Below are 26,673 nucleotides of genomic sequence, written 5' to 3'. Positions count from 1 at the left end.
CTCAGACAAGCTTTTGTTTCAGTTTATAAACTGTAAGTAGGAAAACGTTATTAGTTAACAGTATATTGGTTATTTGAAGGTGCTTATAATCAAATGGTTATAGCTAATTTTCACCTCAGATATACTTTTAATTTAATCTTTTCTTTTACTTATAAAAAATAAGTCCAAGACTAAGTCTCGAACTAGTCGTTGAGTATTTCTAACATAGACCCTACATGATTCCAATAGAAAATATTTACTTTTTGCTTTGTTATGCTTGGGATAAACTTGAGCAACGTCACTTGATAAAGGCTGGTGTATCGGGGCAAAAAAGCATCTATGAACTATTGGCTAGTATTTTGGTTAGAGAGTTACCTACACTTTGGAAGAAAGGATATTTCAAAAATTACACAGAACAAAATCAATATATCCAAGGCATACGAGGCAAAGTACATATTTCTCCTTCTTTGGCAATTGGCGCATTTGAGAAAGGAATGGCGTATTGTGAGTTTGATGAATTTTCAGAAAATATTTTAGCCAATCAGATTTTAAAAAGTAGCCTAGTCCGACTTCTAAAAGTATCAACTCTTTCAGAAAAAATTCACCAAAATCTACATACGGAATTACGAAGACTACATTATATCCAAGAAATATCTCTACACGAAGCATTGTTCCGTCAGGCTTTTGCCCAATGTCATAGAAATACGACCTATACTTTTTTACTACATATTTGTGAATTGCTTTACGCTCAAAGCATGGTAAGTGAGCAAGGAGAAAGTATTTTATTCAGAGATTTTGAGCAAGATGACCGTAAAATGGCGGGATTGTTTGAAGCTTTTGTACGTAATTTTTATAAAATAGAACTCAAAAGTGCGAAAGTTTTTAGAGAAAGACTTCAATGGAAACTAACAGGAACAGAACCACAATATTTGCCAAAAATGCAAACAGACATCAGCTTGATTTTGAACGATGGCAAAAAACTAATTATCGACACCAAGTACTATGCTCGTACTTTAAATACCTATTTTAGTTCAGAAAAAATACATACCGAAAACCTTTATCAGTTATTTGCCTACCTAAAAAATCAGCCTGACGAGCAGGCTGAAGGTATCTTATTGTATCCAACGGTTAAGCAATCTTTGAGCCTATCATATACTTCCGAACAACATCAAATCCGAATAGAAACTATCAATTTGGCTCAACCTTGGGAGAAAATCCACGAAGACTTATTGGAGATAGTGACTAAAAACTTACCCCAAATACCTTATTCTTTTGATTAAAAATAAAGGACTTTTTTTCTGACAGATAAAACAAATTAACTACATTGGTTTGGTCGTCAAACTCATCCATCAATACATCGTTTTGAAGTTTTGAGCCATTGATAGGTTCTTGAGCAGGCATTTCGATATACAACCACATCGCATCTCCCTCTTGCTCTTTTCCTAGATAATGATAAGATACTCGCTGATTACGAGCGTTGAACCAAACAAAATGTTTTTGGATATATTTATCAATTTGTGGGTCAAACTTTTCCGTTTTGTCCAACACAATCTTCTTGCCTTGATTTTCTTTGGTCAACACTGTTTCTAAATCATCCTTAAAAACACGCAGACTTATCTCAAAGCTTTTTTCCTTGGCGTTATAACGCATTTCGGTAATGCTAGTATGGAAGGCGTGCTTTTTGAAAGCCATCAATCCGAGCGATAGCATTACGCCCAAAAGCAAAAACCTGTAAGAGAGTCTCACAGGTTTTTGAATATATTTTTTTGATTTTATTAACATACGTTTGTTGAATGTAAGTAACAGAAAAGAAGAAATTAATAATATTGCTACGGTATACATTGAATATATCCTTCCAATTATGAATCTATTCTAATAACTGATATACTGTTAAACAATAACTTCCTGTTACTCATAATGAGTTTATGAGAAAAATTTCTTAAAAGCACCATTACCTAAAACGAATACCATCAAACCTAGTAAAATCACTGTTCCTACTTGTTGAGCACGCTCCATGAATTTCTCTGATGGTGGGCGTCCTGTAATGATTTCAAACAACAAGAATAAAGCATGACCACCATCCAAGGCAGGAATTGGCAATAAATTCATAAATGCCAATGCCATTGAAAGTAAGCCTGTCAAGCTCCAGAAATTTAACCAATCCCAGCGTGAACCATACATGTCGGCAATTTCAAATGGGCCACTCAAAGCTTTGTCAGCACGTACTTGACCCGCAAAGATTTTCTTGAAACCTTGAATATTTTTCCACACTACATCAAATGCATTGCCAGCTCCTACCACAAAAGCTTGTCCCAGGGTATAATCTTCATGCGATTTTTGAACCAAATACTCTGGAAAAAAACCTAAAGTACCATCCTCAGCGGTAGTCATACGAAGCGTATCAGCATTGCCAGCACGCATAATAGCCAAGGTTACTGGTTTGTTTTTGTACTTTTGAAGTTCTTCTTTGAATGTCTGGAAGAATTTCACGGGTGTTCCATTAATCGATACTATTTCGTCACCACTCTTCATGCCTGCTGTGTAAGCTGGTGCGGGTGCAGGTGCAGGATTCCCTAAAAGCTTATCTAAGAAAGAGGCCTCTTTGGGTTCTAGCACGCTACCTACTTTAAACTTGTACAAAGGCTGGATAAATTCTCCTTTTTGATCAGATAGCTTATTCAAGAAATCGCTCGGAATAACGATTTCTACCGTTTTCCCATTTCTATCAACTGTATAAACCGTCTTGTCTTCTAAAATAGCACCAGCAATATCTGTATAACTATGGAAGTCTTCACCATTTACTTTTAATACCTTATCTCCTAACTGAAAGCCTACTTCTTTACCAAGTGCTCCAGCGTACAAACCTTCTTTGTTTAGCTCAGCTTTAGAAATATAGTTATTACCTTCTTTGAAACTAATACCCCAGAAGATTAATACCCCTAAAATTACATTGACGATAATACCACCCAACATTACGATTAATCGTTGCCAAGCGGGTTTTCCACGAAACTCCCAAGGCTCAGGAGTAGCTGAAAGTTTAGACGCATCCTGTGTTTCATCAATCATACCTGCGATTGACACATAACCACCGAGCGGAAACCAACCTAAACCATATTCTGTTTCGCCAATTTTCTTTTTGAACAAAGCAAAATTCAATAAAGTAGGTATTGGAAAAAGAAAATCGAAAAATAAGTAGAATCTATCTACTCGCATCTTAAACCATTTGGCAGTAATATAATGCCCAAATTCGTGTAAACTTACTAAAATTGACAAACCCAAAATGAGTTGTCCAACCTTCACTAGTCCTTCCATTGTTTAGCTTTTAGCCCCAGCCTGAACTTGTCAGACCAATACTGTTTTCTATTAAGGTTTTAAAAATATAATTTAGCTGAGAAAGTTCGTTTTCGATACTTTTATCTACATTCCTATTTCTCCTGTGGATAAACTCTTAGAGATTTTCACTTGCAAATACTCTCGTTGCGGCATCTGTTTGGATATAATCATCCAAAGTTGGATGCTTGATAAACGGAACTTTTGCCATACAAGTTTCAATCAAATCTGACATTTGTAAAAAGCCAATTTTATCTTCCAAAAAGGCAGCCACGGCTATCTCATTCGCGGCGTTCAAGATACAAGGCATATTTCCGCCCTGAGCCATTGCGTCAAATGCTAGTTGCAAGTTACGAAATGTTTCTTTATCAGGTTGCTCAAATGTAAGATTTGGATAATTAATGAAATCAAAACGAGGGAAGTCTGATTTTAGTCTGTTTGGAAAACCCAGTGCAAACTGAATCGGGAGCTTCATATCAGGCAAACCCATTTGAGCTTTGATAGAACCATCTTCAAACTGTACCAACGAGTGAATAATAGATTGGGGATGCACGACCACATCTATCTGAGAGGCATTAAGATTAAAAAGCCATTTTGCTTCAATTACCTCCAAACCTTTATTCATCAAGCTAGCCGAGTCGATCGTAATCTTGGCGCCCATCACCCAGTTAGGGTGCTTCAGGGCTTGAGCTTTGGTTACGTTTGCCAGTTCTTCACGTTTTTTTCCTCTAAAAGGGCCACCCGACGCTGTCAAAATAATCTTTTCGATAGGATTATGGAACTCCCCTACCAAGCATTGAAAAATAGCCGAGTGTTCAGAATCGACAGGATAAATATTAACACCCTTTTGTTGTGCCAAGGCAGTAATCAACTCACCCGCCACCACCAAAGTTTCTTTATTAGCCAAAGCAATATGTTTGCCAGCTTCGATAGCTTTGATTGTTGGAAGTAAGCCCGCATATCCTACCATCGAAGTCAATACCATATCTATTGCTTCCATTTGTACAACCGACTCGAGGGCTTGTGCGCCTGCATATACTTTAATTCCGTATGGGTCGAGGGCATCAAAAACTTGGCTGTAAAGTGATTCATTACCAATCACAACACAATTGGGACGAAAAGCGAGGGCTTGTTCAATCAACAACTGAGCATTACTTTGAGCTGTAAGTACTTCTACTTCAAAAATAGTAGGATTCGCCTGAATTACTTCGAGGGCTTGTGTGCCAATCGAACCTGTCGAACCTAAAATAGCAATATTCCTTTTTTGCATAAATCTTAATGATGAAACAATCTATTCTGTTTGTTGTACTCAGATAGTTGAAGGGTTCTATGAGTGATGAAATTTGAGTGAAGAGTTGTGAGTATAAATATTTGCATTCAAAATTCACCAATAATACTTAAAGCCCACCTCCCCAATGTAAAATCTGATTTGTAAAAATCATAAGTACTTTTGGATAGATAATAATAGTAATGATTACACCGTATAAAGCGCCATACAAATGTGCATCATGATTGATGTTCGACATACTTCTTTTGGACATATAAATAGAATAGCCTGTAAACAAAAATCCATAAACAATGGCAGGAATGGGTAAAATAGCAAAAATATAAAGGCTTTGAGTTGGTGCAAACAAAATAGCAGCAAACAACACACTAGATACACCACCTGAAGCACCAAGAGAATTATAACTAAATTGATTCCTATGTTTAAAAAAAGTAGGTAAATCCGAAACAATGATACCTCCGATATAGAGCAATAAATAGAGCAAAGCACCATTCCCGGGTGAAATTTGATTGTAAATCTGCTCCATCATATTACCAAAAGAATACAGGGTAAACATATTTACAAACAAATGACCAAAGTCTGCATGAACAAAACCTGAAGTTACAAAACGCCAATACTCTTGACGGCGACTAATTGAATAGGGATTCAAAACAAGCTTATCCATAAGCTCGTAATTACGAAAGGCGAGAATACTAACCAACGCTGTAATCAGGATTAGTACTTCATTTAGAGATAAATCTGCCATTTGTTAGAAATAAAAATAAAAACAGTCAGACCAGGTCCGACTGTTCATAAAGTTTTTGAATATTGAGTGTATAGACTCTATGAAACTCAGGAGCTTCTTTAAAACTACCAGTTTTATCAATAAAATAAGCCAAAAGCCTACCGCCCACAGCTTACGGACAATAGCCGTATTCTACAAATTTAAACTAAACTTCTCTATCAATCAAAATATTAGCAAATGCCCTCAACTCCGCTTTACGCTCAGCTTCAACTTTTAGGCTATCTAGCAATTCAAAGGCTTTTTGGAAATAGTCATTGATTTTAGCTTCAGCCATTTTGCGAATTTCAAGTTTGTCATAAATACCTCTCACGGCGTTTACTTTTTCAGCCGGGTCAAAAGTTTTTAAGGATAACCAATATTCAAGCTGTGTTTTAGTTTCGCCAGTAGCTTGACCTAGTGCTTCAATCAGCATATAAGTTTTTTTATTAGAAATAATATCCCCTCCCACTTGCTTACCAAACTTAGCTGGGTCGCCATAAACATCTAACAAATCATCCTTCAACTGAAAACCTAAACCAATATTAATACCCAAATCATATAATGTTTGACAAGTTTTATCACTTGCGCCACCCATGATTCCGCCTAGTTCGAGGGCAAAACCCAAAAGTACGCTAGTTTTCAGGCGAATCATTTCGATATATTCGTCCTCCGTCACATTTTCACGAGTCTCAAAATTCATATCAAACTGTTGTCCTTCACATACTTCGGCCGCTGTACGATTGAAGCGTTGTAATGCTTTTTTCAAGTTTTTATCTTCTACAAAAAGCATCAACTCATAGGCTTGTACCAACATCACATCTCCTGAAAGAATAGCAGTATTGTCATTCCATTTGGCATGAACGGTGGGCTTTCCACGACGCAAGGGCGCTTTGTCCATAATATCGTCGTGCATTAGGGTAAAATTATGGAAAACTTCTACGGCAGTTGCTGGCTTAATAGCTTTTTGCCATTCATCTGTAAACAAAGCCGTCGACATCAAGGTCATGAGCGGGCGTAAGCGTTTGCCTCCCAGAGACATCAGATAGCGAATAGGCTCATAAAGTTCGACAGGCGATTGCCCGTATTGTTGTTGCTGAAATTCTTCTTCTAAAGCTTGGATAAACTGTTTTGTGGTCATACTTTAATCCAACTACTAAGCTGGATACTAAGGGTGATAAATAATGATTGGTGAATAAGTTTGTCAAAATTTGTTCTAAACAAACACTTTTTGAATGTTCAGAATATAACTTTCAATGTATTTTGGGGTATTCTTATTGTATATCGCTTCAAATCTGTCTTTAATCTTAAGTAATCGTGCAGAATTATATTTAAGTTTTGTGTTTTAGGGACAAGGCAACAGGCACAAGGCAAAGAGTGTTAAATTGGTTTTTAGTAACAATAGATATATTCTGCCTAATGCCCAAAGCTGAAAGCCGAAAGCTAAACTTAAATTTTATTTTGCCCACTTACTTACTGAATAAACTTACGATAAAAGAGCATCTAAGAAGCAATTGTAATCCAACTATAAACAACAAACGTTGTATCAAATCTATTTAGTGAAATAACTGAAAATACTCATTTTTTGTTATGTTTTGTCAAAAATAGAAATAAGAAGTGAAACCCAACACAGGAATCAAGTATATTTTCTCTAACTTTGCAAAGCCTCATCTCACCTGAGGGCTAGCCTTATGCTTACACATCAATTAAACCTTCGCAAGCCACTCGCCTTTTTCGATTTAGAAACAACAGGCGTGAATGTTATCAAAGACCGCATCGTCGAAATCAGTATTGCAAAAGCAAATATTGATGGGACAGTAACGGTCAAAACTCGTCGTGTCAATCCAGGAATGCCTATTCCAGTGGAGTCATCGATGGTACACGGTATTTATGATGAAGATGTTGCCAATGAGCCATCCTTCAAGCAAATTGCCAAATCTATGGCTCAATTCTTGGAGGGTTGTGATTTAGCAGGCTTCAATTCTAATCGCTTCGACGTACCAATGTTAGTTGAAGAATTTTTGCGCAATGATGTAGAATTTGACGTCAAAAACCGTCGACTTATCGATGCTCAAAGGATTTTTCACATGATGGAACCACGAAACCTTTCGGCGGCTTATAAGTTCTATTGTAATAAAGAGCTCATAGATGCCCATTCGGCAGAGGCAGACACGATTGCGACCTTGGAAATTTTGAATGCCCAAGTTAAACGATATGAAGGCATCGTAATCAAAAATGAAAAAGGTGAAGATTTTGTCCCTATCAAAAACGATATGGATGCGCTACACGAGTTAACTTCTGCCAAATTGGTAGATTTTGCGCAAAGAATTGTGTTCAACCGTGAAGGCGTAGAAGTAATCAACTTTGGAAAACACGCTGGAAAGCCTGTGGTACAAGTACTTAAGGACGAACCATCGTACTATGATTGGATGATGAAAGGCGATTTTCCACTTGATACAAAGCGAAAACTTACCGAGATAAAGTTACGAGCTTTTAATAATCGATAATAAGGAAAATAATTATAATGAAAAACCGCTTGTATTTGGTTCATATTTTAGCGACTTTTCAAACATATTCCTTATTTTTGCCCCGAATTTTCCGAAAACTGTAAGAACTATAAATGAGCCTCGCACTTCGAGGTTAACCATTTAAAGTTGAATGTTTAGACGAAACTATCCTTTACTGATTTTGAAAAAAGCAGGAAGAATTAGGCTTCATCTATTCACCAAACTTAAAGACTTATGCAACAAATACCTGACGTTATCCGACAAATTCCACTGAACTACTATGTCTGGTTCAGTACGGCTCTATTTTGTATCGGCATTATTGGAGTATTAACACGCCGAAATGCTATCATCATCTTTATGTCAGTCGAATTGATGCTAAATGCAGCCAACCTTCTGTTAGCAGCCTTTTCTTCGTACAAAGCTGACCCTACTGGGCAAGTATTTGTATTCTTTATTATGGCTGTGGCGGCTGCCGAAGTAGCGGTTGGTTTGGCTATCATTGTGATGATTTATCGCAATATTCAATCAATTGATGTAGGTATTTTGAATAAATTAAAGTGGTAATTATCAGGTGTGAGTATTTGAAGTAATTCATTTAAGTCAAAGCTCACTGCTTATAGCTCTAAAAATTATGTCATTAGCAGTACTTATCCCCCTTTTTCCACTAATTGGTTTTTTAATCAACGGGATTGGATTCCGTCGTGTACCAAAATCATTAGTCGGCGTAATCGGCTCGGCGGCAGCGTTGGCTTCATTTGCCTGTGCGCTCAGCCTATTCCTTAACTTTTCTGGTCAGCCAGAAGTTGCGCATATCTTCGATTGGATTACCATCGGAGACCTCAATATTTCGATGTCATTTCAAATCGACCAATTATCCTTATTGATGTTGTTAATTATCACAGGAGTTGGTTCTTTGATTCACATATACTCAATTGGTTATATGCACCACGACGAAGGTTTTGGGAAGTTTTTTGCTTTCTTAAACCTTTTCTTGTTCTTCATGCTTTTGTTGGTATTGGGATCAAACTATGTGGTAATGTTTATCGGTTGGGAAGGTGTAGGTTTGTGTTCTTATTTGCTGATTGGCTTTTGGAACAAAAACACCAACTATGGCAATGCAGCTCGCAAAGCCTTTATTATGAACCGTATTGGTGACTTAGGCTTTTTGTTGGGTATTTTCCTTATCATTACGCACTTTGGTACCGTCGAATACGCTGATGTATTTAGTAAAGTGGTAGAGGGCGGTTATGAGTCGGGCGATAAAACGCTGATGGCCATCACACTTTTATTATTTGTTGGTGCTATGGGTAAATCAGCTCAAATTCCATTGTACACTTGGTTGCCAGATGCGATGGCGGGTCCAACACCAGTATCAGCCCTGATTCACGCAGCAACGATGGTAACTGCGGGTATTTATATGATTATCCGTTCTAATGTGTTGTATAGCCTTTCACCAGAAACACTTGAAGTGATTGGATGGGTAGGTACAGCTACAGCATTGTTGGCAGCCTCAATTGGTTTGTTACAAAACGACATCAAAAAAGTATTGGCTTATTCAACTGTCTCGCAGTTAGGATATATGTTTATGGGCTTAGGCGTTATGGCTTATAGTTCTTCTTTCTTCCACGTAATGACTCACGCATTCTTCAAGGCCTTATTGTTCTTGGGTGCAGGTTCGGTAATTCACGCGATGTCTGATGAACAAGATATTCGCTCGATGGGTGGTTTACGTAAAAAATTACCCATTACATTCATTACTTTCTTGATTGCCACGATTGCGATTTCGGGTATTCCTCCATTTGCAGGTTTCTTCTCAAAAGATGAAATTCTGGCTCATGTATACGAGCACAACAAATTGATGTGGGTATTGGCATTGGCAGGCTCTATGATGACATCATTCTATATGTTTAGATTATTGTTCTTGACTTTCTTTGGAGAATTTAGAGGAACTCACGAACAAGAGCATCATTTGCATGAATCACCAATTGCCATGACAGCACCATTGATGATTTTGGCTGTACTTTCGGCAGCGGGTGGTTTCTTCAACTTGCCACATATTTTTGGTGGACATGCAAGTCTTGCCACATTCATGGAACCATTGTTTGCTCAAAGTCACGTAGAAGCTCATGCACCAGACGAAGCTACAGAAAAAATGTTAATGATTATTTCTGTAATAGCTGCGTTGGTATCAGCAGGTGTTGCTTATGTGATTTATGTAAGCAAAAAGGCTGTTCCTGATGCAGATGGTACGGAGACTGGTCTCCAAAAAGTGGTGTATAACAAATACTATATCGACGAACTATATGATACAGTGTTTGTAAAACCAATCACAGCACTTTCAAACATCTTCTCTTCATTTGTAGAATTCTTGGTTATTGACTTAATTGTTGAAGGAATTGGCAAATTAGTAAAAGGACTTTCGGGAGAAGCACGTTTGGTACAAAATGGTACAACAGGTTATTATATCTTCGCTATGGTAATCTCGATTGCTGTGATGTTGATATGGGGTTTAAGAATCTTCATTTTAGGTTAATATTTCCCCAAAGGTATTCAGCTGTTTTCAAAACAGTTTTTCTAAATAGAATGATTAACAGATAACGTTTTTATAATGTTAACACTTACACTCATACTTCTTCCCATTATCGCAGGGTTGTTGACCCTTAGCACGAAAGGAGAAAATGCGAAAGTTATAGCTTTGGTAGCCGCATTAGTCGAGCTAGCATTAGGAGCTTATACATTTTTTGCTTTTGTACCAGACGCTACTAGCCAGTTTGGCGTATCGTATAATTGGATTGCATCAGCAGGCATCAAGTTCTCAGTGGGTATCGATGGCATTAGCCTTATCTTAGTAAGCCTTACCACTTTGGTAGTGCCGTTTATTATTTTATCTACTTTTCAAAACAATTACGACAAAGCCTCTACTTTCTACTCACTCATCTTGTTTATGCAAGCTGGTTTGGTAGGAGTATTTACAGCAAAAGATGCGTTCTTGTTTTATTTCTTCTTCGAAGCAGCCCTTATCCCTATTTATTTCATTGCTGCGATTTGGGGTGGTGAAAATAGAATCAAAGTAACTTTCAAATTTTTTGTTTATACTATTTTTGGATCATTATTTATGTTGTTGGCCTTGGTGTATTTGTACATCAAAACTCCAACGCATAGTTCTGAAATTACAGCATTATACGAAACAGCAAGATTGCTTGATGCTTCTCAACAAGGCTTTATTTTCTGGGCGTTCTTTATCGCTTTTGCTATTAAAATGCCTTTATTCCCATTCCACACATGGCAACCAGACACCTATGTCGAAGCTCCAACAGCTGGTACAATGTTATTGTCGGGTATTATGCTAAAAATGGGTACTTACGGTCTGATTCGTTTGTTGTTGCCAATTGCACCACTAGGAGTTAAAGCTTGGGGAACAGTAGCTGTGATTTTGGCCATTATCGGAATCGTGTATGGTTCAATCATCGCCATTCAGCAAAAAGATATGAAGCGCTTGATTGCTTATTCATCATTTGCACACGTTGGTTTGATGGCTGCAGGTATTTTCTCAGGAAATATAGATGGTATTCAAGGCTCATTGATACAAATGCTTGCGCATGGCATCAACGTTGTTGGTTTATTTTTTATCGTAGAAATTATCTACCAGCGTACCAAGTCTCGCGAACTATCAAGCCTAGGTGGTATCACCCAAACTACTCCACAGCTTACCGTTTTCTTCATTATTATTATGTTGGGTTCTGTAGCTCTTCCACTAACAAATGGATTCGTTGGTGAATTCTTGTTATTGAAAGGCGTATTTGAGTACAACGCTTGGATGGGTGCTGTAGCTGGACTTACGATTATCCTTGGTGCAGTATATATGCTTCGCCTAGTACAAAAATCAATGTTTGGAACAACCACTTCGTTGACTGAAGGATTTGAAGACCTTGGCCTAACAGAAAGAGCAACTTTATTGCCGATTGCAGTATTAGTAATTGTATTGGGTATTGTGCCTAATATTATACTAAAAGCTTCTGAGCCTGCGGTAAGTCAATTGTTATCAATCATAAATAAGTAAGAAATTTAATCAAGCCTGATGGTGTAACTATCAGACTTAGGATATAGCAGATATGAACGCAATTATAGCTTTATCACTCTTTGGTATTTCCAATTTGTTTTTAGGGTTTTTGAATAACCGTAAAATCTTATTGCCAGCCACCCTCCTATTCGTTCTGATAGCTCTAGGGCTAAATCTAGCCGACTGGAATCATGAGTATTATTGGTTTCACAATATGCTCAAGACTAACAACCTTTCTATCAACTTTACCTCTATTATCTTGGTAGCAACGGCATTGGTTGTAGCAATTTCACGTGGTTTTGGCGAAGATGAAGAGCATACTCACCCAGCTGAATATTATGCAATATTGCTTTTTTCAGTGGTAGGAGCTATCATGATGGTTACTTTCCAGAGCTTGTTTATGTTATTTGTTGGTATCGAAATTCTCTCGGTAGCAATGTATGTATTGACAGGTTCGGACAAGCGTAATTTACGCTCAAACGAAGCGGCGTTGAAGTATTTCTTGATGGGCTCATTTGCTACAGGTATTATGTTATTTGGTATTGCATTGGTTTATGGAGCAACAGGCTCTTTCGATATCAATGGCATAGGCAATATGGTTAATCAAGCCAAATTACAAGATATCATGCTGAATCCTTATGGTCCTATTCTCTATGGTGGTATCATTTTGATTTTTGTTGGTTTACTTTTCAAAATATCTGCAGCTCCTTTCCACTTCTGGACTCCTGATGTTTACGATGGTGCACCAAGTATCTTTACAGCATTCATGTCGACCGTGGTAAAAACCGCAGGGGTAGCTGCTACTTATCGTTTACTTTCGATTTCATTCCCAGCAGTATATGGTTTGTGGGGTAATCCATTAGTATACATCACTTGCTTAACACTCATCATTGGTAATATTACAGCAGTATATCAGCAGAGCTTCAAGCGTATGTTGGCTTACTCGAGTATTTCGCATGCAGGTTATCTATTGATTACAGTTTTGGCCAAAACACCTACAACAAACTCTTCTATCCTATTTTATTCTTTAGCTTATTCAATTGCTACAATTTCTGCTTTTGCAGTATTAATGGTTGTATCTGAAGCAAAGTCAAAATCAGGAAATCCAGACGAAAGTTTCAATGCTCTTAATGGGCTTTCAAAAAACAACCCATTTTTGGCATTTGCACTGACCGTCTCCATGTTATCTTTGGCGGGTATTCCACTTACTGCTGGATTCTTTGGTAAATTTTTCATCTTTGCAGATGCATTTAGTAATGTATCAAGTTTATTTAAAACTATTGCGGTTGTTGCTATTTTAATGTCGGCAGTTGGTATTTACTATTACTTCAAGCCAATTATTGCATCTTACATGAAAAAAGGAGATATAGAAAAAATAGAATTATCTCCTATTTATAAACTAACCTTGATTATAACAACAGCCTTGACAATCCTATTGGGTATTGCTCCAGACCTAGTTAAAAATATTTTCTAAAAGTGTCTAAACAAAAACAATCAAAGCTGCTAAACAAGAAAGATTTCATTGCTTACTTTCTCGTAGCAGGTACAGGAGCAGTAGTTCAATTAGTCTCAGGTAGTATATTAAGAAATCAATTTGACTTAACTTACGGAGCTTCGGTTTCCTATGGTTATATCATCTCCTTTTTTGTAGGTTTTACATTGACAAAAATGTTTGCTTTTGATGCAAGAAATTCGAATCAAACACGACGTGAAATGATAAAATTTATGATGGTAGCAGCTGGCTCATGGGGAGTAACATGGTTTTTTGCTGTAGCATCTCTTTCTTTTGTCAATGACCTTTTGGGAGCACACACGCTTGTGCTACCTATTTTACACAAAAGTATCAATCCAAATGAATTAGGATGCCAGATAGTTGGAATGGGGTTTAGTTTTGTATTCAATTATATCATGCACAAGACATTCACCTTTAGAAGTACTGGTTTTTATAATAGACTAAAAGCTTTTATTCGATAAATAAAAATCCCTGCTGAGATATTCTTGGCAGGGATTTTTAGTATACTTGGCATTACTCCCAAATGCTTTAGCCATAAAATATCACAAAAACAAGATATAAACTCGTCATTGCTAGTGCATTAAATACTAAAAATTAAAACTTTCTAATTATTTTTTACAAGGATTAAGCCCTAAAAATATAACTTTTCAAGTAAAAACAGGTAATAAATAAAGAATTTATCAGGAATTATTAAAAATTAATTAAAAATCTTGTCTAATAACTTGGAGGGAATATAAGTTGTACTTAACTTTGTAACTCAAACCTTAAACACCACAAAAGAAATGAAAAAATTGTTCGCATTCGCATTAGTAGCTGGTATGATGTCATTGGCTGCTTGTTCAGAAAAGAAAGCTGAAACTACTGCTGTTGATTCAGCTGCTGCTCCTGTAGATACTACAGTTGCTGCTGATACTGCTGCTGCTGATTCAGCTGCTGCTGATACTGCTGCTGCTGCTCCTGCTGCTCACTAGTATTTCTGAACGGTTTCGAAAGAAATTAGGAAAAGCCTCATTTAGAATGAGGCTTTTTGCTTTTATACTACTTCCGTTTTTCTGTATATTAGTGTTATGAAAAACGATATTGCAACCTTTCAACAGTTTTTTCCTGCAAAAGCTGTCCCTTACTGTTTCCAACTCTGGAAAAAATATCAGTTTAATTTCAAAATTACTCGTCCTAGAAATTCAAAACTTGGAGACTATTCTTTTCGACGTGAAACTGGGCATCAAATAACCGTAAATGGTAACTTAAACGCTTATGCTTTTACAATCACCTATATTCATGAAGTTGCTCATTTGGTAACTTTTACCCACTATAAACGACGTAAGGAGCCACATGGAAAAGAGTGGAAGATGATGTTTAAAAAAATATTTCTTCCTATTCTTAATCTTGAGGTTTTTCCAGAAAGTATCCTTTTACCACTAACTCAATACTTAGAAAATCCTTCGGCTAGTACGCAAGGATGTATACCTCTGAGTAACGCACTTCGAACATTTGATGAACCCACACACGCAGAAAGCCGTATTCCTCTCACAGAAGTAGAGGAAGGAAAAGATTTTGTCATAAATGGACGGAGTTTCATCAAAGGAGAACTAAGAAGAACACGCTTTTTGTGTACAGAAAAGGCTACTGGCAAACGTTATGTAGTAGCAGCAAATGCGCTAGTAGAATTGTTATAAGAATAGGATAATATCTCTAAAAATGAAAAATTGGTTGTTGGGAGTAAAAATTACTTGTTTGTTGATGTGCCTTTTGCCTGAAGGTTTCGCTCAAAACAGTGTTCTATCAGATGGAAATTGGATAAAAATAGGCATCACTCAAAACGGAGTCTATAAAATTGATAAAAATATATTAACAAAAGGAGGATGGAATCTAAACCAAATCAATCCTCAAAATATCAAATTATTTGGCAACGGAGGAAAACAACTCCCTCAAAAAAATAGTCCCCCTCGCCCCGTCGATCTTATCGAGAACGCAATCGTCGTGAGAGGAGAACAAGACAGCAAATGGGATGATACAGACTACATCTTGTTTTATGGAGATGCACCTCAACAGTTATCTTTTGACAGTAATCAAAAACTCATCTCGCATCAAGTCAATGTCTACTCCGATACTACTTATTATTTTTTGACCCTTGCAAATACCAAAGGTCAGAGAATCCAAACCGCAATTGATGCCAAATCCACAAATTTGATTAAATCATTTGATGATTATCAGTTTCATGAAATAGATAGACGCAACATTTTGGCACAAGCTCCATTTGCTGGCTCGGGTCAAGAATGGTACGGTGAAGAGTTTATCCCAGGTATTCAACAAGTTTTCAACTTCAGTGGACAAGGTATAGTAAGCAACAGCACAGTACTGCTAACCTCTTCGGTATTGAACACCTCGTTTGGTTCTACTGCGTTTAACCTCAGCCTTAATAGCCAAAGTATAGGTACCCAAAATATGGAAGGTATTACCGCTAGCACTTATGATTACAAAGGAAAAGGAATAAAAAATTCATTCAATCTGAGCAGTAGTATTGTCACATCCGATGCTATCGCTGTAGGCTTGACCTTCGACCGAAAAAATATCAGTTCAGGAGGAGCGTTTCTAAATTTTTTGGCAATACAACTAAAACGTAGCATAAAACTCAATGGTGCGCCGTCGCTCCGCTTTAGGTCTTTCGAACAATTGCAATACAATGACTTTCAATTGTTAATCAGTGAGACCAACAACGACCTTAGCGTTTGGAATATCACAAACCCTTTATTTCCTATAAATCAGACCCTTACCAAAAACACAGAAGGTTGGACTATTTCGGGAAATCAAGGTTTACTTCAAGAGTATTTACTATTTAATGAGGCCTTAGCACTAGCGCCTGTATCGAGTGAGAAAATTGATAACCAAAACCTTCATAGCTTAAAAGCTGCAGATTTAATCATTGTATGTGGAGCTTCCATCCAAAAAAGTGCTGAAACTTTAGCAAGTTTTCGAAGAAGTAATGATAAATTAGAGGTAGTAGTAGCAACAAAAGAGAAAATCTATAATGAGTTTTCATCTGGAAAACAAGACATAACTGCCATTCGAGATTTTGTCAAATTTTTATATGACCAAAATCCCTCTAAAGTTAAATATCTTCTCTTGTTGGGCGATGCTTCGTACGATTTTAAGAGGAGAAGTCAGGTCGTAAATGATGAGGTTAAGAATATTTACATACCATCCTATCAAAGCAGGGAATCATTGCATCCTATTTTGAGTTATGCCTCCGATGATTACTTTGGCTTTATGGAACCTGAAGAGGGCGACTGGGATGAAAATGGTGCCAATACCCATACACTCGACATAGGAGTGGGAAGACTTCCTGCAAAAACCAGAGTGGAAGCAGAGGATGTCGTCAATAAAATTATTAACTATCAAAATACCAGTAAAATCGGTGACTGGCGCTCAACCATCACTTTTGTAGCAGATAATGGAGACAACAACCTTCATCAAAATGATGCAGAAGATTTTTCTCAACTTATAGAGCAACTTTCACCTACCTATCGCAGTCAGAAGATATATTTGGATAATTATCCATTATTATCACTAGCTGAAGGACAGCGAAGCCCACAAGCCAAAAATACGCTCTTTCAAGCCTTACAAAATGGTTCATTAATAGTAAATTACAACGGACACGGAGCAGAAACAGGCTGGACAGAAGAACAAATTCTTACGATTAGCGATATAGACCAGCTCAGTAATTTGAAAACTCTCCCTGTCATGCTCACTGCAACATGTCAGTTTGGGCGTTATGATGACCCAAATCAGGTTTCTGGGGCAGAATTGGCAGTATTAAGTAATAAAGGTGGTGCCATAGCACTACTTACTACGACAAGGCCAGTATATCAAAGTACTAACTACCTAATCAATGAAGCATTCTATAAAAACGTGTTTCCGAAGGCCACACAGGCAACGCAACGACTAGGTGACATTGTCAAAGTTACGAAGAATGCAAGTATTGTAGGGGTAGTCAACCGCAACTTTAGTTTGTTGGGCGATCCGTCAATGCAATTACTTTATCCTCAAAAAGATATATACATTGATAGTACCATAGTACAAAATAGAGGCCTAACTGATACTATAAGAGCTTTGGAGCGAGTACAATTTGTAGGAAAAATTCGAACAAATACAGGCCTAATAGATACACAATTTAATGGAAACATATCAGTAATACTTTATGATAAAGTTCAAAAAGTAAGTACCCTTGGTGCAAGCGGCCCAGCTTTTATTTATCAAGATTATAATAATATTTTGTTTAAAGGAACCGCAACTGTCACTAAAGGGCGATTTGAAATAAATATGCTTTTACCTAAAGATATCAATTATCAATACGGAGAAGGGAAGCTATCTTTGTATGCTCAAAACAGCGCAGGAACTCAAGATGCGGCAGGTTTTGAGAGACCTATTATTGGAGGTTCGGGCAAAATAGAAAAAGTTGATAATACAGGGCCAAAAATTCAAGCATATTTGGATGAAAAAATTGAAAAAGAGACGTATATTACAACTTCTAACTCGCGCTTACTCATAGATTTAGAGGATGAAAGTGGCATTAATATTGCAACAGACGGCTTGGGTCATCAAATTCTTTTAACCCTTGATGATACAACCCAAATTATATTAAATCCCTATTATACAAGTGCACTCGACACCTATCAAAGAGGCAATATTATCTATGATTTGAAGGGGTTGAGTGAAGGAGAACATAAATTATCAATAAAAGTTTGGGACACGTACAATAATTCATCAGAAAAAACGTTGCGATTTAAGGTTATTCAAGAAAACATTTCTTCTTTAAAAAACATCAAATCCTTTCCTAACCCATTTATTGATAAAGTTTTTTTTAGCTTTGAGCATAATAGAGAGGGCGATGATGTTGAAATTACTCTCCAAATATTTGATTCACGAGGAACACTTGTCAAAGAGATTTCTCAACAGGCATTCGATATTCCCAGTCCCTACGATAAAATTTATTGGGATTTAACAGAAGATTCTGGCTTGATTGTAAGAGATATTTACTTTTATCGTATTTTTGTAAAGTCACTAACAATATCATATCAGGCTTCAGCAAACGGCAAATTGGTATCCGTTAAATAATTTAAGTAAAGGATTTTAGGGCACAGCTTCAGTTTAGGTTAAAAATATATTACTTTTGGAATGTGCCTCATCCGAACAACTTTAACTTTAAAAACAATGATTAGAAAAGTTACAAACGCTCTACGAGCGTCTTTGATGCTTGGATTGACAATGTCTGCTGCAAGTGTTGTAGCTCAAGTTAGAAATGCACCGTCACCGGTAATTACTTCTTTAATTCAAACTCCAGATGCGCGCGCTGCTGGTATGGGTGACGCTGGCGTTGCAACATCAAACGCTGATGGTGATGCGAATGCAATCTTTTGGAATCCAGGAAAAATGCCTTTCTCAAATAAAGATATTGGCGTTTCTTTATCATACACTCCATGGCTACGCCAATTGGTAAATGACATGGCATTACTTAATGTTAGTGGCTATAAAAAACTTAAAGGAGATCAGGTAATTGGTTTATCCATCCATTATTTCGATATGGGCGTTTTCCAACAAACTGATGGAACTGGTGCTATTCTTGGTAACTTCAACTCAAAAGAATATGCTTTAACTGGTTCGTATTCTCGTAAGTTGTCAGACAAACTAGGTTTAGGGGTAAATATCAAGTATATCAACTCTACATTGTTTAACGGAACGGTAACAAACTCTTCTGGTGGTTCATTTACGGCTCAACCAGTAAACTCTGTAGCTGCGGATATCGGTATTTTCCATACATCAAAAACTGATAAGCCTTGGAACTACAACTGGGGGGTAGCAATCCAGAATATCTCTGGTCGTGTATCTTATGGTGGTAATGAATCTAACTTCATTCCAACTAACTTAAAGGCTGGTTTTGCTGCTATCAACTCTATCGATGCTAGTAATAAGCTTACGTTAACATTGGATATCAACAAATTGATGGTACCAACGCCAAAATATGATTCAAATGGCAAATTGATTCAACCATCTACGGCTATCGGTGGTATCTTGGGTTCATTTGGTGATGCGCCTGGTGGCTTTAGTGAAGAGTTGAAAGAAGTGAGTCTTTCATTTGGTACAGAATACTTATATAACGATATGTTTGCGGGTCGTGTGGGTTACTTCTACGAAAACGGATGGAAAGGTAATCGTAAATACGCTACCGTTGGTTTCGGTATCAAATTCGAGAAGAAATATAGCTTAGATTTCTCTTACTTGGTTCCTACAGGAAGCGGAAGTCCGTTAGCAAATACGCTTAGAGTTTCGTTACAAGCCAACCTAAATTCGGCGCCAAAAGTATCGGCTAATTAAGATTTTAGAATCTTGAAAACAAAAAAGACATTTCTTGAGAAATGTCTTTTTTGTTTTTATACAGTTCTCTTGCTAATTTCAACTTTCACTTTATACACAAAGAATTCTCAATTCATGGCTATAGATATTTTAGATCGTTCTATTACTCCTTCTTTTCAAACTATCAATGAGGTGTTTATCCCCGCTGTAAGAAATGAAACCCTCTCTAATGGTTTACCTCTACATATTATCAATGTGGGCGAACAACCTATTATTAAATTAGAGCTGATTTTCAATGCAGGTAATTGGTTTGAAGCAGGTCGAGGTGTGTCTTTCTTCACTTCAAAAATGCTCAATGAAGGCACTTCCTCTCATAATTCAGGAAGTATAAGTCAGTTTTTTGACCAATATGGCGCCTTTACAGAATTTACACATACCGTAGACAGAGCAAGTTTTGTTCTATATGGTTTAAGCAAACACTTGGAGCATCTTCTACCAATGGTTCAGGAGATTTTGCTGGATTCTGTTTTTCCACAAAAAGAGTTAGATACTATCAAGAAAATACAGCAACAAACGATTCAGGTAAATCAGGAAAAAACGTCTTATCTGGCTAATCAACAAATGCGAAATACCCTTTTTGACGAAAGCCACCCCTATGGTGCAGGCCTAACTCAAGAGGTTATTGAAGGTATTACCAGAGAAAACTTGATTTCTTATTATCAATCACACTGGCAGCATCAACCCTTTAGAGTGTTTCTTTCAGGCAAAATTACTGATACCGAAATAGCTTTAGTTGACCGCATACTTGGCCATATTCCTATCAGCGATACGACTGTTTCGATGCCAAATCATAATCTATTTCCGCAAGGCTCTAGTCCTATTTTAATCGAAAAAGAAAATGCACTTCAATCTTCAATAAGATTGGGAAAACAACTATTTACTCGCTCACACCCCGATTATTATACCATGCTTATTGTAAATGAGATTTTGGGCGGATACTTTGGCTCTAGACTTATGAAAAATATTCGTGAGGAAAAAGGACTTACCTATGGCATTGGCTCAAACGTAGTGCCTTTCTCGAAAGAAGGATATTTCATCATTGGAACTGATGTCAAAAAAGAGTTTACACAGCTCACCATCGACGAAATAATGAAGGAGATTGAACTTCTCCGAACAGAGCTTGTATCTGAGGAAGAATTAACTACTGTTCGAAATTATATGTCGGGGTCTTTTGCAGGTTCATTAAACACACCATTTGAAATTGCAGACCGCTATAAGGTTATCATGTCAGAACAATTGCCACTTGACTTTTATCAGCGATATTTTCAGCATATTCAACAAATTACTTCTAAGGATATCTTAGAGGCAGCCCAAAAGCACTTGGATCCACAAACGCTAGTCGAAGTGGTTGTTGGTGGCAAATAAGATAGGTAGTTTCCTTTATTTTTAGACAAAAAGATGGATTTTTGAAAGAATTATTTGCTTTTAAGAAAGAAGATGGCTAATTTATTAGTAATCAAATTCTTAAAACCGACAATTATGAAAAAAGTATCTCATCTTATTTTACACAAAGGGAACACGGTTAACACTATTGAGGCTCACAAACCAGTTTTTGAAGCACTGGAAATCATGATTTCCAAAAATATTGGAGCACTCATAGTGTATCAGGATGGTGAGTACAAGGGCTTACTTACAGAACGTGACTATGCCCGAAAGGTTGCTATTATGGGTAAAAACTCCCATGATACAAAGGTTTCAGAGATTATGCAAACCAACCCTGCTTCGGTCAAATTTGAGGATTCTATCGAGAAATGTATGGAAATTATGTCCGACAAACATATTCGCTATTTACCTGTTATTGCCGATAAGCACGTGGTTGGACTTGTTTCGATGGGGGATTTGGTTCGTTTTATTATCGAAGATCAGAAAAACACGATTAATCATTTACAAAATTTCATCTCAGGAGCAGTCTCATAATCATAACTCATTGTGCAAATGAGTGATTATTTTTTAGTATGAATTTTACCATAAAGACGCAAAGCATTGCGTATGAAGAATTGTCATTCTGAAATATAGTATCAAAAAAGGCGTTCGAAATTAGTTTTTCGAACGCCTTTTTTGATGAAAACTTGGAGAATTATCCCAATACTATTATTCGAGAGAACCCATTTTTCCTGAAAATAAAGTGGAGAAAATCTCTATACTTCGAAACCAGCCAACTCTTTAAATTCTTGTACCCGCGACAACAACTCTTCGTATGACAAATCAATCAAACGCTCGGTACCGAATTTTTCGACACAGAAAGAAGCCATAGCCGAACCATAAACAATAGCACGTTTCATGTTTTCGAAACTAATATCATCTGTTTTAGCAAGGTAGCCAATAAAACCACCAACGAAAGTGTCACCAGCACCAGTTGGGTCAAATACTTCTTCTAAAGGAAGTGCTGGACAGAAGAATAATTTATCTCCTTGGAAAAGTAATGCCCCATGTTCACCTTTCTTAATAATCAAGGTGTTGGGTCCCATTCCTAAGATTTTCTTTGCAGCAACGCGCAAAGAATATTCGCCAGATAATTGACGAGCTTCCTCATCATTGATACACAACACATCTACCATTTTAAGAACCGCCTTGAGGTCATCCATGGCAATGTCCATCCAAAAGTTCATGGTATCCATCACAATCAACTTAGGGCGATTTGATAAGCGCTCGATTACAGTTTTTTGTACCGCTGGTGTCAAATTACCTAACATAAGATACTGACAATCTTGGTATTCAGCAGGAACAATTGGGTCAAAATTTGCCAATACATTCAGTTCCGTAACCAAGGTATCCCTAGAGTTCATGTTGTTGTGGTAACGACCAGCCCAGAAGAAAGATTTTTCTCCTTGTTTGATTTGAAGACCCGTAGTGTCAATCCCTTTATTTTGTAGTAATTCAATATATTCTTGAGGGAAATCTTCTCCTACTACAGCTACAAGGTTTACTGGTGTTTTGAAATATGAAGATGACAAAGAAATAAATGTTCCTGCGCCACCAATAATTTTATCTGTCTTTCCAAAAGGCGTCTCGATAGCATCAAATGCTACCGAACCAATAGCTAATAAACTCATTTAGTTTTTGTTATAGTTGAATAATTGGCAAAGATACAAAATACTCTGCAATCCTGAGAGTGTTAGAAACAGGAAACCCATATTTGCGGTTTAACCAACCCTAGGGCAACGGGTAAATGGTTTTTCACGATCAAATAAATAACGATAAGTTATATATTCTTTGTCGCGAGTAGTACCTAATTGCGATACAAAACGGTTCATTTTGGGATTGAAGTCTCCTACCCAGTTCATATCAATCGTTTCATACTGAAAGAATGGATTACTTTGTGCCTCCAATCGAAGTTTAATAGCAATAGCCGATTCGACTCCCTTCCCTTGATAATCGGGCACAACCCCAAAAATTAATCCACATGTACGAGTAACAACCCCCTTCCAAAGTAAAAGCATAAATTTGATTTTCTCCCAAATACCAAATTTTCCGTTCAAATGTTTCACAATTTGGTTCAAATCTGGAATTACGATAAAGAACGCAATGGGTCTATCGCCATCGTAGGCAAACCAAATCAGCTTTTCTTCGATGATTGGCTTCATTTGGGCAACCAAGCTTTGAGCCTGCTCTTGATTCATGGCCTTTACGCCAGGAAATTTTGCCCAGGCTTCATTATAAATCGTACGGAAGTCTTCACCAAACTTTGATAACTCACGCTTGGTAATATGCTGGAAGGTAATATTCGTATTTGCATAAATTCGATAAGCCTTATCCATTACGCTCTTGTCGGCCGTAGAAGCCAAAATATAAGCCGAATAAACATACTGTTGGAAATAATCCTTGAAGCCATATTCTTCAAAAAATGAAATGTAATATTGCTTGGTCCAAGGCATTTTATAAGTAGGCTCAAACTCCCAACCTTTCACCATCAAGCCCCAAAAAGAATCACGCTCGCCAAAATTGATTGGCCCATCCATAGCCTCCATCCCACGGTTGAGGAGCCACTCTTTGCAAGTATCAAACAGTAAAAAAGCCGCATCTTTGTTATCAATACATTCAAAAAAACCCATCCCGCCAGTAGGTTGTGGTTCGTTTTTGGAGGTTTCATGATTAATAAAAGCAGCTACACGACCGAGCGTTTCGCCTTGGTCATCTTGCAAAACCCAACGCGTACATTCGCCATGTTTAAAAAGTTTATTTTTAGCTGGGTTAAAAGTATTTTCAATATCTTGATCAAGAGGGCGAATCCAGTTTTTATCTGATGCATATAATTTTACTGGAAATTCCAAAAACTCTTTTTGAAGCTTTTTATCATTAGCAACTTCTAAAATCCTCATCTGTTTGGTTGTTGATTAAAAGTTTTGAGCGAAAAAATCCTTCAAAGATAGTCTTTTTTACGTTATTTGATTGGAGAGATTCTTCTGGAGACTAAGCGAGCCATTTACCCAAGTTAAACAGGGAATTAGTATATTTCGAAATACTTCTACCGAAAGCCTCTAGCCAACAGGCGAAAGCCAATAAGTTTTATTAGTTTTGTAAACTCAATCCTATCGGATAGCTCAAGATGAAAAATTATATACTCAGAGCCGAAGACGAGATAGAAAGTGCCAAATACCTTTATCAAAATGATTTTTATCGTGGCACACTCAACCACTGCTATTATGCCTGTACTTGGCTAATGCGTGGATTGCTTGCAGAAAGAGGCATCATTATCAAAATGCTAGACTCAGCATTTGCTTTCTTTGAGGAATATATCGCCAAAAACGAGCCTATTCCAAACGGAATTCAGCAATTTATCAAAATACTTGTGCAAGAATATCAAGTACTTCAGAAGGATATAGCTGGAGATTTTGTGGCAGATGAAATTTTGTCATATATCGAAAAAACGGAAGACTTTTTGTGCTTTGTCAAAACCCAAGCCGATTTGTCCGAGCGTAGTAATTAGAATTTGTGAATCAATTTCAATGTGTTATACTCTTATGAACTTTAATCCTACAGAACTTAGTGCACATTTTCGATGTTGCCTCTGATACATTGCTTTTCCAAAAACAACCTTTTATTTTACTTAAATGTACTGCCTCGCTGTACATTTGGATAATCAATCAATCCGATGCAACCATTAAAAATATATAATACCCTCTCCAGAGAAAAAGAACTTTTTCAACCCATCAACGCTCCACATGTGGGCATGTACGTTTGTGGCCCTACTGTTTACAATTATGTACATCTTGGCAATGTAAGAACATTTACGACTTTTGATACGCTTTATCGTTATTTAACACATATCGGTTACAAAGTTCGTTATGTTCGCAATATTACCGATGTGGGACACTTGGTAGGTGACGGCGACGAGGGTGAAGATAAAATTGGGAAAATGGCGAAGTTAGAAAAACTAGAGCCTATGGAAATCGTACAGCGCTATACCAACGACTTCCATCATGTTTTGACCCAATTCAACTTATTGCCGCCTAGTATTGAGCCTTCGGCCACAGGTCATATTGTAGAGCAAATTGAAACTACCAAAACTTTAATCGAAAAAGGACTTGCTTACGAATCTAATGGTTCGGTTTATTTTGATATCTCAAAATACAACGAGCAAGGCGGTGAATATGGCAAATTGTCAGGTCGTGTAATTGAAGATCTTTTAGTAGAAACTCGCGATTTGGATGGAGTAGGCGAAAAACGCAATCCATTAGACTTTGCATTGTGGAAAAAAGCTGCTCCAGAGCACATTATGCGTTGGCCTTCGCCTTGGGGCGATGGATTCCCGGGCTGGCACTTGGAGTGTACGTGCATGAGTACCAAGTACTTGGGCGAAACCTTTGATATTCATGGAGGTGGCATGGACCTCAAATTTCCACACCACGAATGTGAAATAGCTCAGGCTAAAGGTAGTACAGGAATTGATCCAGTAAGATATTGGATGCATTCAAATATGCTGACCGTCAATGGCCAAAAAATGTCAAAGTCACTAGGAAATTCTTTCCTACCTGCTGAATTGTTTGCAGGATCGCATCCATTGCTCGAACAAGCGTATTCGCCTATGACAGTGCGATTTTTTATGTTGCAATCACAGTATAGAAGTACGCTAGATTTTTCTAACGATGCATTAAAATCTGCCCAAAAAGGCTATAAACGCTTGATGAATGGTTTAAGAATTATCAAAAAACTAAGCTATCAAGCCGACGATAACACTGCATCAGATGAAAAACAAGTTTTAGAAGTTAGAAAAGGAATTCAAAGCTGCTATGATGGTTTGAACGATGACCTTAACACGGCAGTAGCTATTGCAGGCTTATTTAATTTATTGAAAAAAATTAACCAGCTGTATATGGGACAAGTATTACCAGCACAATTGGGAGAAGAAGTATTCAATGAATTGAAGGCAACGTTTGTAGCAATAACCGAAGATGTCTTAGGCTTGAAAGAAGAATCAAATGCCAACATCGATGCTTTTGCTAATGGCATGTTGGTGCTTTATTCAGAATACAAAGAAGCTAAACAATATGACAAAGTAGACCAAATCAGATCCTACTTCAAGGCGAATGGTCTTGTAATTAAGGATATGAAAACAAAAATTGATTGGGCTTACGAAGAATAGATTACATAAAATTTGCTATTTTGCAAACAATAGTCCAGGATGTTATACTTTGAATATCAATACCTTAGCTCATAACAAAGCGCCTTTAGCTTTATGCTTTACGCCCAAAGCTAAAGGCTTATTTCTAGTAAATGGTTTGTTGAAGGCACTAGGCAACAGGCACTAGGCAAAGAGTGTTAAATTGCTTTTAGTAAGAAAAGACATGTTTTTGTTGAAGGCTCAAAGCTGAAAGCCGTAAGCTAAAT

Annotated in this window: 22 protein-coding genes; 15 read left to right on the top strand and 7 right to left on the bottom strand. The window is 37.2% G+C overall.

Annotated elements, in window-relative coordinates; genetic code table 11:
- The first annotated feature begins 215 nt into the window (after nucleotides 1-215).
- The gene (locus ACOVQ4_RS05090) at nucleotides 216-1,259 is read left to right on the top strand and encodes a 5-methylcytosine restriction system specificity protein McrC (RefSeq protein ID WP_421819573.1); all 1,044 of its coding nucleotides are present in this window, start codon (nucleotides 216-218) and stop codon (nucleotides 1,257-1,259) included.
- Here ACOVQ4_RS05090 and ACOVQ4_RS05085 read toward each other — a convergent pair.
- The 5 genes from ACOVQ4_RS05085 to ACOVQ4_RS05065 form a co-directional block, all read right to left on the bottom strand.
- Nucleotides 1,222-1,761, bottom strand: coding sequence for a DUF6702 family protein (locus ACOVQ4_RS05085; protein ID WP_421819572.1), 540 nt, complete (start codon nucleotides 1,759-1,761; stop codon nucleotides 1,222-1,224). The two genes, ACOVQ4_RS05090 and ACOVQ4_RS05085, sit on opposite strands and share 38 nt — an antisense overlap.
- Nucleotides 1,762-1,902: 141 nt before the next feature.
- Nucleotides 1,903-3,291 carry an RIP metalloprotease RseP gene (gene rseP / locus ACOVQ4_RS05080; RefSeq protein ID WP_421819571.1) on the bottom strand — a complete coding sequence of 463 codons (1,389 nt, stop codon included), beginning with the start codon at nucleotides 3,289-3,291 and terminating at the stop codon, nucleotides 1,903-1,905.
- A 136-nt stretch (nucleotides 3,292-3,427) separates the two neighbouring features.
- Nucleotides 3,428-4,579: a 1-deoxy-D-xylulose-5-phosphate reductoisomerase gene (locus ACOVQ4_RS05075; RefSeq protein ID WP_166552300.1), complete on the bottom strand. Its 1,152-nt coding sequence runs from the start codon at nucleotides 4,577-4,579 to the stop codon at nucleotides 3,428-3,430.
- 127 nt (nucleotides 4,580-4,706) lie between these two features.
- Nucleotides 4,707-5,339: a rhomboid family intramembrane serine protease gene (locus tag ACOVQ4_RS05070; RefSeq protein WP_095160132.1), complete on the bottom strand. Its 633-nt coding sequence runs from the start codon at nucleotides 5,337-5,339 to the stop codon at nucleotides 4,707-4,709.
- Nucleotides 5,340-5,523: 184 nt separating this feature from the next.
- Entirely contained in the window at nucleotides 5,524-6,495 is a 972-nt protein-coding gene (locus ACOVQ4_RS05065) for a polyprenyl synthetase family protein (protein WP_421819570.1), read from the bottom strand.
- Between the two features lie 550 nt (nucleotides 6,496-7,045).
- On the opposite strand from ACOVQ4_RS05065, the gene ACOVQ4_RS05060 reads away from it, so the two are divergent.
- The 12 genes from ACOVQ4_RS05060 to ACOVQ4_RS05005 all read left to right on the top strand — a co-directional run bounded on the left by ACOVQ4_RS05060 (nucleotide 7,046) and on the right by ACOVQ4_RS05005 (nucleotide 21,762).
- Complete coding sequence (locus ACOVQ4_RS05060) at nucleotides 7,046-7,861, top strand: exonuclease domain-containing protein (RefSeq protein ID WP_421819569.1); 816 nt, start codon at nucleotides 7,046-7,048, stop codon at nucleotides 7,859-7,861.
- A 234-nt stretch (nucleotides 7,862-8,095) separates the two neighbouring features.
- A complete protein-coding gene (nuoK, locus tag ACOVQ4_RS05055) occupies nucleotides 8,096-8,425 on the top strand; it encodes an NADH-quinone oxidoreductase subunit NuoK (protein WP_421819568.1) in 330 nt (109 codons plus the stop codon).
- A gap of 67 nt (nucleotides 8,426-8,492) precedes the next feature.
- Nucleotides 8,493-10,394: an NADH-quinone oxidoreductase subunit L gene (nuoL, locus tag ACOVQ4_RS05050; RefSeq protein WP_421819567.1), complete on the top strand. Its 1,902-nt coding sequence runs from the start codon at nucleotides 8,493-8,495 to the stop codon at nucleotides 10,392-10,394.
- A gap of 75 nt (nucleotides 10,395-10,469) precedes the next feature.
- Nucleotides 10,470-11,921 (top strand): complex I subunit 4 family protein, encoded by a 1,452-nt coding sequence (locus ACOVQ4_RS05045; RefSeq protein WP_421819566.1) that lies wholly within the window; start codon nucleotides 10,470-10,472, stop codon nucleotides 11,919-11,921.
- A 52-nt stretch (nucleotides 11,922-11,973) separates the two neighbouring features.
- On the top strand, nucleotides 11,974-13,395 hold the full coding sequence (locus tag ACOVQ4_RS05040) for an NADH-quinone oxidoreductase subunit N (protein ID WP_421819565.1): 1,422 nt from the start codon (nucleotides 11,974-11,976) through the stop codon (nucleotides 13,393-13,395).
- Nucleotides 13,396-13,397: 2 nt separating this feature from the next.
- Complete coding sequence (locus ACOVQ4_RS05035) at nucleotides 13,398-13,895, top strand: GtrA family protein (protein ID WP_421819564.1); 498 nt, start codon at nucleotides 13,398-13,400, stop codon at nucleotides 13,893-13,895.
- Nucleotides 13,896-14,216: 321 nt separating this feature from the next.
- Nucleotides 14,217-14,405 (top strand): hypothetical protein, encoded by a 189-nt coding sequence (locus ACOVQ4_RS05030; protein ID WP_421819563.1) that lies wholly within the window; start codon nucleotides 14,217-14,219, stop codon nucleotides 14,403-14,405.
- A gap of 96 nt (nucleotides 14,406-14,501) precedes the next feature.
- Nucleotides 14,502-15,110, top strand: coding sequence for a SprT-like domain-containing protein (locus tag ACOVQ4_RS05025; protein WP_421819562.1), 609 nt, complete (start codon nucleotides 14,502-14,504; stop codon nucleotides 15,108-15,110).
- A 22-nt stretch (nucleotides 15,111-15,132) separates the two neighbouring features.
- The gene (porU, locus tag ACOVQ4_RS05020; RefSeq protein ID WP_421819561.1) at nucleotides 15,133-18,549 is read left to right on the top strand and encodes a type IX secretion system sortase PorU; all 3,417 of its coding nucleotides are present in this window, start codon (nucleotides 15,133-15,135) and stop codon (nucleotides 18,547-18,549) included.
- A 96-nt stretch (nucleotides 18,550-18,645) separates the two neighbouring features.
- On the top strand, nucleotides 18,646-19,806 hold the full coding sequence (gene porV / locus ACOVQ4_RS05015) for a type IX secretion system outer membrane channel protein PorV (protein ID WP_421819560.1): 1,161 nt from the start codon (nucleotides 18,646-18,648) through the stop codon (nucleotides 19,804-19,806).
- 114 nt (nucleotides 19,807-19,920) lie between these two features.
- Nucleotides 19,921-21,210, top strand: coding sequence for a M16 family metallopeptidase (locus ACOVQ4_RS05010; protein WP_421819559.1), 1,290 nt, complete (start codon nucleotides 19,921-19,923; stop codon nucleotides 21,208-21,210).
- A gap of 114 nt (nucleotides 21,211-21,324) precedes the next feature.
- Entirely contained in the window at nucleotides 21,325-21,762 is a 438-nt protein-coding gene (locus ACOVQ4_RS05005) for a CBS domain-containing protein (RefSeq protein ID WP_421819558.1), read from the top strand.
- Nucleotides 21,763-21,983: 221 nt separating this feature from the next.
- On the opposite strand, the gene ACOVQ4_RS05000 is transcribed toward ACOVQ4_RS05005, so the two are convergent.
- Both ACOVQ4_RS05000 and ACOVQ4_RS04995 read right to left on the bottom strand, forming a co-directional pair.
- Nucleotides 21,984-22,898, bottom strand: a complete 915-nt coding sequence (locus ACOVQ4_RS05000; RefSeq protein WP_421819557.1) for a PfkB family carbohydrate kinase — start codon at nucleotides 22,896-22,898, stop codon at nucleotides 21,984-21,986.
- Between the two features lie 90 nt (nucleotides 22,899-22,988).
- Nucleotides 22,989-24,164 (bottom strand): hypothetical protein, encoded by a 1,176-nt coding sequence (locus ACOVQ4_RS04995; protein ID WP_421819556.1) that lies wholly within the window; start codon nucleotides 24,162-24,164, stop codon nucleotides 22,989-22,991.
- Nucleotides 24,165-24,391: 227 nt separating this feature from the next.
- Here ACOVQ4_RS04995 and ACOVQ4_RS04990 point away from each other — a divergent pair, with 227 nt between their 5' ends.
- Together ACOVQ4_RS04990 and cysS are read left to right on the top strand one after the other, a co-directional pair.
- Nucleotides 24,392-24,772: a HEPN domain-containing protein gene (locus ACOVQ4_RS04990; protein ID WP_421819555.1), complete on the top strand. Its 381-nt coding sequence runs from the start codon at nucleotides 24,392-24,394 to the stop codon at nucleotides 24,770-24,772.
- Between the two features lie 165 nt (nucleotides 24,773-24,937).
- Nucleotides 24,938-26,428 carry a cysteine--tRNA ligase gene (gene cysS, locus ACOVQ4_RS04985; protein ID WP_421819554.1) on the top strand — a complete coding sequence of 497 codons (1,491 nt, stop codon included), beginning with the start codon at nucleotides 24,938-24,940 and terminating at the stop codon, nucleotides 26,426-26,428.
- Nucleotides 26,429-26,673 lie beyond the last annotated feature (245 nt).

Origin of the sequence: Flectobacillus sp., assembly GCF_049240685.1 — a bacterium.
Classification (GTDB): Bacteria; Bacteroidota; Bacteroidia; order Cytophagales; family Spirosomataceae; genus Flectobacillus.
Note: the sequence above shows the minus strand (reverse complement) of the source record. Positions and strands in the feature narration are given on the sequence as shown.

Excerpts from the sequence above, each read along its gene's own strand:
- ACOVQ4_RS05025 (WP_421819562.1), top strand. The coding sequence starts at position 14,502 with ATGAAAAACGATATTGCAACCTTTCAACAGTTTTTTCCTGCAAAAGCT.
- porU (WP_421819561.1), top strand. The coding sequence starts at position 15,133 with ATGAAAAATTGGTTGTTGGGAGTAAAAATTACTTGTTTGTTGATGTGC.
- porV (WP_421819560.1), top strand. The coding sequence starts at position 18,646 with ATGATTAGAAAAGTTACAAACGCTCTACGAGCGTCTTTGATGCTTGGA.
- cysS (WP_421819554.1), top strand. The coding sequence starts at position 24,938 with ATGCAACCATTAAAAATATATAATACCCTCTCCAGAGAAAAAGAACTT.
- ACOVQ4_RS05090 (WP_421819573.1), top strand. The coding sequence starts at position 216 with ATGATTCCAATAGAAAATATTTACTTTTTGCTTTGTTATGCTTGGGAT.
- ACOVQ4_RS05075 (WP_166552300.1), bottom strand. The coding sequence starts at position 4,579 with ATGCAAAAAAGGAATATTGCTATTTTAGGTTCGACAGGTTCGATTGGC.
- ACOVQ4_RS04990 (WP_421819555.1), top strand. The coding sequence starts at position 24,392 with ATGAAAAATTATATACTCAGAGCCGAAGACGAGATAGAAAGTGCCAAA.
- ACOVQ4_RS05040 (WP_421819565.1), top strand. The coding sequence starts at position 11,974 with ATGAACGCAATTATAGCTTTATCACTCTTTGGTATTTCCAATTTGTTT.
- ACOVQ4_RS05065 (WP_421819570.1), bottom strand. The coding sequence starts at position 6,495 with ATGACCACAAAACAGTTTATCCAAGCTTTAGAAGAAGAATTTCAGCAA.
- nuoK (WP_421819568.1), top strand. The coding sequence starts at position 8,096 with ATGCAACAAATACCTGACGTTATCCGACAAATTCCACTGAACTACTAT.
- ACOVQ4_RS05060 (WP_421819569.1), top strand. The coding sequence starts at position 7,046 with ATGCTTACACATCAATTAAACCTTCGCAAGCCACTCGCCTTTTTCGAT.
- ACOVQ4_RS05010 (WP_421819559.1), top strand. The coding sequence starts at position 19,921 with ATGGCTATAGATATTTTAGATCGTTCTATTACTCCTTCTTTTCAAACT.
- ACOVQ4_RS05045 (WP_421819566.1), top strand. The coding sequence starts at position 10,470 with ATGTTAACACTTACACTCATACTTCTTCCCATTATCGCAGGGTTGTTG.
- ACOVQ4_RS04995 (WP_421819556.1), bottom strand. The coding sequence starts at position 24,164 with ATGAGGATTTTAGAAGTTGCTAATGATAAAAAGCTTCAAAAAGAGTTT.
- ACOVQ4_RS05005 (WP_421819558.1), top strand. The coding sequence starts at position 21,325 with ATGAAAAAAGTATCTCATCTTATTTTACACAAAGGGAACACGGTTAAC.
- ACOVQ4_RS05000 (WP_421819557.1), bottom strand. The coding sequence starts at position 22,898 with ATGAGTTTATTAGCTATTGGTTCGGTAGCATTTGATGCTATCGAGACG.
- rseP (WP_421819571.1), bottom strand. The coding sequence starts at position 3,291 with ATGGAAGGACTAGTGAAGGTTGGACAACTCATTTTGGGTTTGTCAATT.
- nuoL (WP_421819567.1), top strand. The coding sequence starts at position 8,493 with ATGTCATTAGCAGTACTTATCCCCCTTTTTCCACTAATTGGTTTTTTA.
- ACOVQ4_RS05085 (WP_421819572.1), bottom strand. The coding sequence starts at position 1,761 with ATGTTAATAAAATCAAAAAAATATATTCAAAAACCTGTGAGACTCTCT.
- ACOVQ4_RS05070 (WP_095160132.1), bottom strand. The coding sequence starts at position 5,339 with ATGGCAGATTTATCTCTAAATGAAGTACTAATCCTGATTACAGCGTTG.
- ACOVQ4_RS05030 (WP_421819563.1), top strand. The coding sequence starts at position 14,217 with ATGAAAAAATTGTTCGCATTCGCATTAGTAGCTGGTATGATGTCATTG.